Source organism: Bacteroidota bacterium, assembly GCA_019637975.1.
GTDB lineage: Bacteria > Bacteroidota > Ignavibacteria > UBA10030 > UBA6906 > CAADGV01.
Window position 1 is genome coordinate 1 of the sequence record JAHBUR010000064.1, and the last position, 9,650, is coordinate 9,650.

A 9,650-nucleotide genomic window follows, 5' to 3' on the forward strand; every position below is an offset into this window, starting at 1 on the left:
ACCGGCAAATGGTACTACGGGACAGGCGAATTCACAGGCAACAGCGCAAGCGGCCAGGGGGCTGCCATTTATCAGGGCAATGGTATTTTCAAATCCACGAACGGCGGTGTGAACTGGACTCTCCTCGCGTCAACAGCAAGCGGCACACCCCAGACGTTCGACAATTTGTTTGATTTTGTGTGGAATGTTGCAACCGATCCCTCCAACACAACACAGGACGAGGTGTACGCTGCCACGTACGGCTCGATTCAGCGAAGCACAAACGGCGGCACCTCCTGGACTCCCGTGCTGGGCGGAGCAAGTCCGTATTCGTATGCAACGGATGTTGCCGTAACAACAACAGGCATTGTGTACGCCGCAGGAAGCAGTGGCTCGAACATGAGCGGGATGCGAAGATCCACCAACGGCACAACGTGGACGAATATCACGCCCGCAACCAACTTTCCGACCGTGTATGGAAGAATCACAATTGCCATTGCGCCTTCCAACGAGAACATCGTCTACTTCCTTCTGCAAGGCGCGAACAGCGGAACAGGCGTGGGCGGGCACCAACTCTGGCGATACGACGCTTCAACAGGGAACTGGATTAACCGCGGCGGCAACCTGCCCAACGAGGCAGGACTTGCAAACAATGGCGTCTTCTCTACGCAAGGGGGATACGACCAGATGGTCGTTGTACGGCCCAACGATCCGAATTTTGTGATTGTCGGCGGTGTGAATCTCTATCGCTCGACAGACGGCTTTGCGACGACACTGAACACCACAAGGATCGGAGGATATTCCGGTCCGACCACGTATGCTGATTATGGCAACCACCATGCCGACCAGCACGCCGGGATGTTTCTTCCGGGAAGTAATTCTGTTTTCTTATCAGCTCATGATGGCGGTTTGTCGCGTACCTCCGACATAACAACGATCTCCGTTGCATGGACACGACTGAACAACGGATATTTCACAACGCAATTCTACGCTGTCGGACTTGACAGGCGGGATCCGGGCAACGACATCGTACTCGGAGGCACACAGGATAACGGGACGTGGTTCACGAACAGCACAAGTCAGTTTGCCAATTGGGTCAAGGTACACAGCGGCGACGGCGGGTTCCTTGAACTTTCATGGCCGCGCGGATCATACTATCTGTCGTCTCAATATGGAACAACATATAGATATTTGTTGAACGACAACGGAGGCGGAACTACTACATTCTACTGGACGCGAGTCGATCCTGTTAATGATACGGGCTATTTGTTCATCACGCCGTTCGTTCTTGATCGGAACTTCACCAACCGCATGTATCTTGCAGGGAAGGATCGCATCAAACGGAATACGAACGTCACAGAAATTCCTATGGGCTCGAGCGCTCCGGCCACGCTGAATTGGAGTGACTTGACAAATACTATTCTGACAGGAAGGAAAATCAGCGCGCTGGAACATACACTCAACGCCCCCACGAATCGCCTCTATTACGGGACGACAAACGGGGAAATTTACAGGATTGACGCCCCTTCAACCGGTAACCCGACTCCCGTCAATATCTGGACGGGGAAAGGCTTGCCCGCGAACGCGTACGTTTCATGTCTTGCAGCAGACCCGTTTGACGGAGACCATGTTATTGCTGTGTTCTCAAACTACAGCGTTGTAAGTTTGTACAGGACGACAAATGGTGGTACAAATTGGGCGGCTATTGCAGGGAATCTTGAGCAGTTTGCCAGCGGAGCGGGTAACGGACCTTCCGTTCGTTGGGCGGAGATTGTGCGCGGTCGCTTCAACAACTACTATCTTGCCGGGACGAGCACGGGCTTGTACTCTACAGAATCTATTGACGGTATGGCAACCATTTGGGCGCAGGAAGGTTCGACCATTATCGGAAATGTCGTCGTTGATCATATCGACAGCCGCCAGCCCGATGGAGTTGTTATTGTTGGAACGCACGGTGCCGGCGTGTTCAGCGGACAGCATCCGTTGCCGTTGGATGTTGAGATGAGTGAGGGCGTTCCCCAACAGTTTGCGTTGCATCAGAACTATCCCAATCCCTTCAACCCATCAACAACCATAAGGTTCTCGATTCCAAGACAATCGCCCGTCAGCCTTTCGATTCATGATGTGCAAGGTCGGCTTGTGAGGCACCTTGTTGACGGACAGGCTCTCGCTGCAGGGACTCACAAAATGGTGTGGGATGGAACGGACAACTCAGGGGGAAGGGCTGCGAGCGGCATCTACTTTGCAAGAATGCAGGCCGGAGAATTCCGGTCCTCCGTGAAGATGGCATTGTTGAAATGATGAAAGGCGGGTGCGAGTGATATTTTAGTTGGCAAACTCAAGTCCGCAGGGAAGGAAAGCAAATTGTTGTCGTGCCGGGAGTGAAGCGGCATTTGCGCTGTGTGGCCACAAGTTCGTTGTGGAAGCCGGTTTTGTGCTGTTGCAGCTTGGTGGTACCTGTTTGCTCACGCACCGGGTACCACACCAGCACGGCCACTTCGCCGAATCCGGCACAATCCTCAAGTTGCCAGTAAGCATGCGGCGAGCAGAAATCTTCCATCAAATCATAGAACGCCGCCGTCATCAGGATGTATGAGTCCTCGGTGACCGAGTTCTTCAGAAGCCTGTGGGCGAAAATGACTTCGGGCCCGGCAATTTTCGTGAAGCTGCCGAGTTGCGAAACGACTGCATCGCCGTAATGAACAATGGCTTTGGCGCTTAACTCCGACGTGGCACAAACAGGGCAGCCGTTGGCCAGAAGTTCCTTCTGGCTGCTATGTACTTCTTCAAGGCAGCGGCGCATCTGATGCAGAACGGCACTCGCAGTTGCCCCGGTATTCTCTCCGTAGGCGTGAAACGTTACGGCGTCACCCGTCATCTCATGCAGAATCAAAGGGCTTCCCGCGGTTCTGACAATTCTCTCCAACAAATCAAGAATTATCCGCTCGGCGTGGACGAGATTGCCCTCGTGCCGTCGGAGGAAGTTCGTGTAGCCGCTGATGTCAACAATGGCGATGAACAGTTGTTTCGACTCCATTCTGCGACCCACTCTTTCTATGTCATATGCTCTTTTCATCTTCCTGATGCTCTCCATAAAATTAGGAACAAGACTGCGCCTTTTCGGGCGCAGTCTTGTTGTGAGAAATTTGCCCGATTACTTCCTGCTCTTGAAAGCGAACGGAATTTTCACCCAGCTCTTCACTGCATTGTCCTGCATCTTCGCAGGGGCATACTCGGCGTTGGTAACCGCCGTAATGACGGCATTGTTGAACACCGGGTGGTCCCCCTTCACGAGGTGAATATGTTTCGCCTTTCCGTCCTCACCCACCTGAACTTCGACAACCACTTCTCCCTCCATGCCGTAGAGACGGGCAAAGTCGGGGTAGACGGGCTTGTCGATGCGGACGATCTCCGCCGGCTTCATTGCCGGTGTTGCGTTGGCAACCACCGATTCGTTTCCGTTCACAGACGAAAGCGAAACGATGGACGATGCGAGTGTTGCGAGAAGGTAGTTCATGCGTGTTGCTCCTTTATGATGATTGTTGTTTGTGATGATTATGTGATTGTGTTGTGTTGATTGTGTGTTTAGAATATTCCCCGTGCAAGACAATAAGGGATGATGATATACACGATCGTATCCCTCACGAGATAGTACCCGCCAACGATCCAGAAGATTTTCCAACCGCGCTGCCTGATCAATTCCTTGAAGCCGCTTCGCTTCACGATTAGGATGCTGTCGATGATATAGAACCTGTAAAGACGGAACAGGATGTTCTGCTGAACCGCACTCCCGATATATGCCAGGGATTTCATGTCATGTTCTCCTTGTCGGTGGAGGCCCGGCTTACGCCGGCACCTCCTCCATGATCTCCGCTGTTGTCGGATCGATGATGGCCCTGACGACGTGAAGGCCGTTTACCGGGAACCCGCCCCGCCGTCCGTGCTCGCGAATCGCTTCCTGGTCCGGGGCAATGTGGATGCAGAAGATTCTGTCATCGGTCACGTAGCTCTGGATCCAGTGGTAGTTCACGATGCCCATGCTGTCCAGCGTGTTGCAGGATGTTTGCGAGATTGCCACGAGTTCCTTCGTTGAGAGTTGGCCCGCACCGGGTACTTTCCGTTCAATCAGGAATTTCGGCATTGATGTTTCTCCACTTCAATGATGAGTGATTCAGTTGACTGCTTCCTGTAACTGCTTGGCTTTGAACGACGGCACAAGCATCGGCACGTTGCGGCGATAGTTCTCGTACTTCGCCCCATGCTCGTCAACAAGGTCTTTTTCCTCAAGCTGAATCGCCACCAGAATGTATCCGGTTGTTGCAAGTGCGAACAGCAGGTGCGTGACCGTCATGGTCGGCGTTGCCCAGAACGTAAGAAACCAACCGACATACAGCGGGTGACGGACAAATTTGTACAGGCTCGGTGTCCGGAACTGCAGCCGGGTATATTCTTTGCCCCGAAGATAGAGCCAAACCTGGCGTAATCCGAAGAGATCGAAATGGTTGATTAGAAATGTGGAATAGAGAACAAGTGCCCATCCCAAACCGAACAGTGAATACAACACGAGCTGGCCAACCTGGTCTTCCACGTTCCACACCACTCCGCCCATCGGCTGCCAGTATGAGAAGAGCAGAATTAGCGCAACGCTGGAAAAGAGCACGTACGTGCTGCGTTCGGCCGGCTGAGGGACCAGCTTCGTCCACCAGCGTTTGAATGCGGGGCGCGCCATGACACTGTGCTGAATGGCGAACAAGCCGAGCAGAGCCGCATTGATCAGCAATGCTTGACCAAACGGAATCTCCGGCTCGCCGTCGATAGTCTTCGGAACGTAGAAATTGCCAATGAACCCTATGGCGTACAGGAACGTTCCGAAAAACACCGCATACGTGATCACGCCGTAAAGAAAGACTGCGATGCGTTTGAACATTGTTTGTACCTCCTATTTTGTTGATGATTGTTGGTATTTATTGACGGCCAGAACCGTCGTTAATGACGGTGCAAATATAGCTTCAGGAGGGTGGCGAAGTCTTTCCTGCGTGTTGCATTGTGTTGGACTTTTTCTTCAGAACAGAGGCGACTCGGAGTGAATTTTCTCCAAAATGGCACTGATTCGACGTTTTTTTGTCTGAATGCGGCAAATAGTTGACAAAATGTAGCAGAGAGGTGATAATTACCGATGGTCTACTTGGAAAGCCAGCCGCTTGGCACGTCTGAGTACTGGATCGCATCTCTACATTTCCTTCCCCCAACATGGGGGATAACATCTGTTTTCGAACCTCTCTATCTTGTCTGGCGTAAATGCAACCTATTGATCACTATTGGCTTTGCCATGAACAAAAGTACTGTCAGAGTCGCAATCATCGAGGATGACCCGGTGATCCGCAATTGGCTGGCTTCGGTGCTGGATTCTTCAGATGAGTTTGCCTGTGTGGGTCAGTACGGTGATTGTGAAACAGCATTGGCGCGCAATGTCAAAACCCCCCCGGATCTCGTACTCATGGATATCATCCTGCCCGGGAAATCGGGGATTGAGGGGACGCGCAAATTTAAACAGCAACATCCCGGCGTTGATGTCGTAATCCTGACGGTACAGGAAAACGACGAAATGGTGTTTCAGGCCCTGTGCGCTGGTGCGTCGGGCTACCTCACAAAGAACATCTCGCCCGCACGATTGATTGGTGCCCTAAAGGAGGTGCGTAATGGAGGGGCGCCCATGAGCACAAACATCGCCCGGATGGTTGTGGAGTCGTTCAGAAAGAACATCGAGTCTCCGTTGACGCAACGGGAAACGGAGGTTCTCCACCATCTCTCCAGAGGAAAAAGCTACACGATGATAGCGGACGAGTTGTTTATAGATGGCGAGACGGTGAGGTCCCACATCAAGAATATTTACAGGAAACTGGAAGTGAGTTCGAAGGCCGATGCGATTGCTAAAGCGATGAAGGAGAGGTTGATTTAGTTTTCGCAAAGCGACAAAAAGTTCTTCTACATCAAGGGAATGGATAACTACCCGCTATACCTGACAGTGGCCGCGGCTGCAATTCTCAGCCCGGGTCCCGGCGTCACGTTAACGCTGACGAATGCGTTGCGCTTCAGGCTGCTGGAGACCATGGCAGGAATTGCGGGAGTTGCCGTCGGAGCAATGGTGGTTGCGGCAATTTCTGCGTCGGGTGTCGGGCTGCTGCTGGCAACATCGTCTGTGGCGTTCGACGTCATGAAATACATCGGCGCCGCATATTTGATCTTTCTGGGTGTGAAGATGTGGCGTTCCACCGCAAAAGCGGCGACGGACACGGCTGAGAAGGCTTCGAGCGGGAGAGTCCGTTTTTTTGAAGGATTGTCGCTGCAGTTTTCCAACCCGAAGGCGATTTTCTTTTTCATTTCGATTTTTCCCCAATTCATCGGGGAGTCGCGCCCCTACGCTCTGCAGTTTACCGTCCTGGTCTTGCCGTACGGGTTGTTGGTAGTGCTGATTCATCTTGTCTACGCGCTGACAGCCAGCAGTACAAAACAATGGCTCTCTTCGCCGCTCGGCAGATCCATAGTGAACAAGCTCGGCGGCGCCGCCTTTATCGTCTTTGGCATCATGCTCGCCAATTCAAATCTGTAGGAGTTCGGGTTCTTGAGATTATTCTTGATTGTTACCGTCCAACTGTCTGTTCCGATCTCGTTGCTGGGCGGGTTCGAATCGTTCACCGTCGAGCACGGCCTTTCCCACAATACGATCAATGCGATTGCCCAGGATAGTGTGGGATATCTGTGGATTGCAACGCCGGACGGCGTAAGCAAGTACGACGGCTACTCATTCACGCAATATCGTCATGACTATTCCGACACGACAACACTGCCTGCCAATTTTGTAACCACGCTGTATGTGGACTCAAAAGGAAGAATATGGATCGGGACGTTCAGCGGACTCTGCCGTTACGAGCCCGCAACGGACGGATTCTCGCGTGTTCATTTCCCCACATCCGTCGCTGGAGAATTTCCCAATTACACCGTACATGCCGTTGTCGAAACACCCGACAGCACGATGCTGGTTGCAACAAGCCGCGGTCTGTTTCAGGCGGATTGGAAAACCTCGCGACTTACGCAACCTGACCTCCACGCGGGGCTTGCAGAGGTTGTGAAGAAATTCCCTGTCACGTCTCTTGTCGTGGAAGACAATGTCGCCTGGATCGGAACTGCCCGTTCGGGGTTGCTGGCTTTCGACTACAGGAAGGGAACATTCGCCCACATTCAGCACCAGCCTGCGGGGCAGCTTTCGGGGGCGTTCGTTACGTCTCTGAGAGTCGGGCGTTCTGCAAGCGGACAGAAAGTTCTCTGGGTTTTGACTGCCGATGGCGGCTGGGACGAAATGACTCTGCATGATGGAACCACCAAGGTGAAGCCGGTCGGTATCCGGGACCATCCGTTCCCTGTACGTGACTTCTCGATGTTGATGTACGATTCCCGCGGCATGGTGTGGATCGGCACGAGAGGGCATGGTGTTCTCGAAACTGCTGCCTCGGATGATGGGTTTCGGACTGCAGCCCATCATTACCATGTTCCGGGCGAGCATCGATCACTTACAGGGAATTTCGTGAATTCTCTCCTCGAAGATCGGTGGGGGAATATTTGGGTCGGAACGCACAACGGCCTCAACAAGTTCACACAACGGCAACGACATATCAAGCACCACAAGCCGCCCATCCCCACCGGAAAGGAGCAATACACTGATGCATTCCGAAATGTGACGGCGGCATTCTCCGATACGATAGGGAATATCTGGCTTGGAAACGCCGCGGGCCAGCTCTTCCGTTTCTTGCCCGGCGAAAGGAAAGGACGGGGATTCTTGCCCTCTCCCACCCCTGCGACCATGAGGGGTTTTGCCATCTTGTCAATTCATCAGATTGAAAGCGAGCCGGGCATTCTGTGGGTCGGTACACACGGTAAGGGGATTTTTCGATTCGATACGCGGAACGGCAAGTGGCGACAGTTCACATTCTCATCTTCACAGGAAAGCAATCTGCTCTCCGATCAAGTGAATGCCATTGCCGACGACGGCACCGGCACACTCTGGATTGGAACAAACGCCGGCATGTATTCTCTGGACGCTCGCTCGGGAAGAATCGTCCGCTATCTCCGGAACAACAGTCCTCCCTCCTCCAGGGACTCCTCCCAGCTTCTTTCCAATGCTGTCTGGGCAATATTGAAAGACCGTACAGCATCGAGGCCGACGCTCTGGATCGGGACCATTGGCGGTTGGATGAGCAGGTTCGATGTCGAGTCAAGGACGTTCAAGCACTTTGCAGACTCGACAGTTCCTGCGTTGAATAACAGATCGATCACGACTTTGTTCCAGGATTCCGCCGGAGTTCTCTGGATAGGATCGTACAGTGGAGGGCTCAAGAGACTTGACCCGACACGGAGGTGGATCGACGACTTCACGATGAGAGAGGGGCTGCCCAACAACATGATTCAAGGAATCACGCAGGATGCACGGGGGATGCTGTGGCTGAGCACAAACAATGGCGTCTGCCGGTTCGACCCTACAACCGGAAGTGTCCTCCCTCTCGATGTCAGTGATGGCCTGCAGGGGACACAATTCAATCGCGGCGTTGCATTAAAGGATCGGGAGGGGTGCATTCTTTTCGGGGGAACAAACGGGATCAACCGGTTTCACCCGGACAGCATCGGTATGCAACGCACACCGCCCACCGTCGTTCTTTCGGGATTCTCGGTGCTGGGAGAGCCGCGAAGCATTACTTCACGCGAGGTCGTCCTCGACTTTTCCGAGACCTTTCTGACATTCGAGTTTGTCGCGCTCGATCTCACCAAACCGCGCAAGAATACGTATGCGTACCGGCTGGACGGGGTCGACAAGAATTGGGTTCACGCGGGAAGCCGCCGCAATGCTACCTACGCGCATCTTGTTCCCGGCAGTTACACGTTCCGCGTCAAAGCTTCCAATGGCGATGGAGTCGAGGATGAAAAAGGACTTGCACTTGCCATCCACATCCGGCCGCCGTTCTGGCAAACGTGGTGGTTTCTCTCCGGATGCATCGTCGTGATAACCGGGCTGACTGTTCTTTCGTATCGAATCAGAATGAAGAGCCTTATCCGCAGAGAGTTGGAGATAGAACGGATCAGAGAAGAAGAGAGGGAAAATGTACGCATCAAAACAGCCCGCGATTTCCATGACGAGATGGGGCACCGGCTCACGCGCATCAACATGCTTTCCGAGACGGCAAGCCGGAAACTCCTGCAGTCCCCAACCGAGGTCAAGGACTTGCTGGATGCAATACGAGACAATGCCAACCATCTCTTCAACGGTACGCGGGATTTCATCTGGTCACTGGATGCGCGGAACGATTCACTGTTCGATCTTGCCGCCCGGCTCAAGGACTTCGGCGACGATTTATTTTATAAAACAGGCATCGCTTTCCAGGCGCACGGGATTGCGGAAGAGTTCCACAACATCCGCCTTCCGATGGAAGTCCGGCGGCAGTTGATGCTCATATTCAAGGAAGCTCTTACGAATTCTGTAAGACACGCGAAAGCTCGGCGCGTCAGGCTTGATTTCACACTCACCGATCAGGCGATTTCCATAACGCTATCGGATGATGGCGTTGGGTTCAACCACAAGCAGGACAGGCCCGGAACAGGGTTGTCCGGCATGCGGGCACGCG

General features: G+C 53.3%; 9 protein-coding genes. 4 read left to right on the forward strand and 5 right to left on the reverse strand.

Annotated features, from left to right (window positions below):
- On the forward strand, positions 1-2,280 hold a 2,280-nt coding region (locus KF749_18410), incomplete at its 5' end, for a T9SS type A sorting domain-containing protein (GenBank protein ID MBX2993130.1).
- 37 nt (positions 2,281-2,317) lie between these two features.
- Here KF749_18410 and KF749_18415 read toward each other — a convergent pair.
- The 5 genes from KF749_18415 to KF749_18435 all read right to left on the reverse strand — a co-directional run bounded on the left by KF749_18415 (position 2,318) and on the right by KF749_18435 (position 4,906).
- Positions 2,318-3,055: a DUF2652 domain-containing protein gene (locus KF749_18415; protein ID MBX2993131.1), complete on the reverse strand. Its 738-nt coding sequence runs from the start codon at positions 3,053-3,055 to the stop codon at positions 2,318-2,320.
- Between the two features lie 78 nt (positions 3,056-3,133).
- Positions 3,134-3,496 (reverse strand): TonB family protein, encoded by a 363-nt coding sequence (locus KF749_18420; protein MBX2993132.1) that lies wholly within the window; start codon positions 3,494-3,496, stop codon positions 3,134-3,136.
- 68 nt (positions 3,497-3,564) lie between these two features.
- Entirely contained in the window at positions 3,565-3,792 is a 228-nt protein-coding gene (locus KF749_18425) for a hypothetical protein (GenBank protein ID MBX2993133.1), read from the reverse strand.
- A 31-nt stretch (positions 3,793-3,823) separates the two neighbouring features.
- A complete protein-coding gene (locus tag KF749_18430; protein MBX2993134.1) occupies positions 3,824-4,120 on the reverse strand; it encodes a DUF4242 domain-containing protein in 297 nt (98 codons plus the stop codon).
- A gap of 30 nt (positions 4,121-4,150) precedes the next feature.
- Positions 4,151-4,906 carry an isoprenylcysteine carboxylmethyltransferase family protein gene (locus KF749_18435; protein MBX2993135.1) on the reverse strand — a complete coding sequence of 252 codons (756 nt, stop codon included), beginning with the start codon at positions 4,904-4,906 and terminating at the stop codon, positions 4,151-4,153.
- A 402-nt stretch (positions 4,907-5,308) separates the two neighbouring features.
- On the opposite strand from KF749_18435, the gene KF749_18440 reads away from it, so the two are divergent.
- From KF749_18440 to KF749_18450, 3 genes are all read left to right on the forward strand, one after another.
- The gene (locus KF749_18440; GenBank protein ID MBX2993136.1) at positions 5,309-5,938 is read left to right on the forward strand and encodes a response regulator transcription factor; all 630 of its coding nucleotides are present in this window, start codon (positions 5,309-5,311) and stop codon (positions 5,936-5,938) included.
- A gap of 39 nt (positions 5,939-5,977) precedes the next feature.
- Positions 5,978-6,589, forward strand: a complete 612-nt coding sequence (locus KF749_18445) for a LysE family translocator (protein ID MBX2993137.1) — start codon at positions 5,978-5,980, stop codon at positions 6,587-6,589.
- A gap of 12 nt (positions 6,590-6,601) precedes the next feature.
- Positions 6,602-9,650 (forward strand): ATP-binding protein (locus KF749_18450; GenBank protein ID MBX2993138.1); only part of this gene is annotated, 3,049 nt, incomplete at its 3' end.

Bases quoted from the DNA above. Each gene is read 5' to 3' on its own strand.
- KF749_18420 (MBX2993132.1), bottom strand. From the start codon at position 3,496: ATGAACTACCTTCTCGCAACACTCGCATCGTCCATCGTTTCGCTTTCG.
- KF749_18440 (MBX2993136.1), top strand. From the start codon at position 5,309: ATGAACAAAAGTACTGTCAGAGTCGCAATCATCGAGGATGACCCGGTG.
- KF749_18425 (MBX2993133.1), bottom strand. From the start codon at position 3,792: ATGAAATCCCTGGCATATATCGGGAGTGCGGTTCAGCAGAACATCCTG.
- KF749_18430 (MBX2993134.1), bottom strand. From the start codon at position 4,120: ATGCCGAAATTCCTGATTGAACGGAAAGTACCCGGTGCGGGCCAACTC.
- KF749_18445 (MBX2993137.1), top strand. From the start codon at position 5,978: ATGGATAACTACCCGCTATACCTGACAGTGGCCGCGGCTGCAATTCTC.
- KF749_18415 (MBX2993131.1), bottom strand. From the start codon at position 3,055: ATGAAAAGAGCATATGACATAGAAAGAGTGGGTCGCAGAATGGAGTCG.
- KF749_18435 (MBX2993135.1), bottom strand. From the start codon at position 4,906: ATGTTCAAACGCATCGCAGTCTTTCTTTACGGCGTGATCACGTATGCG.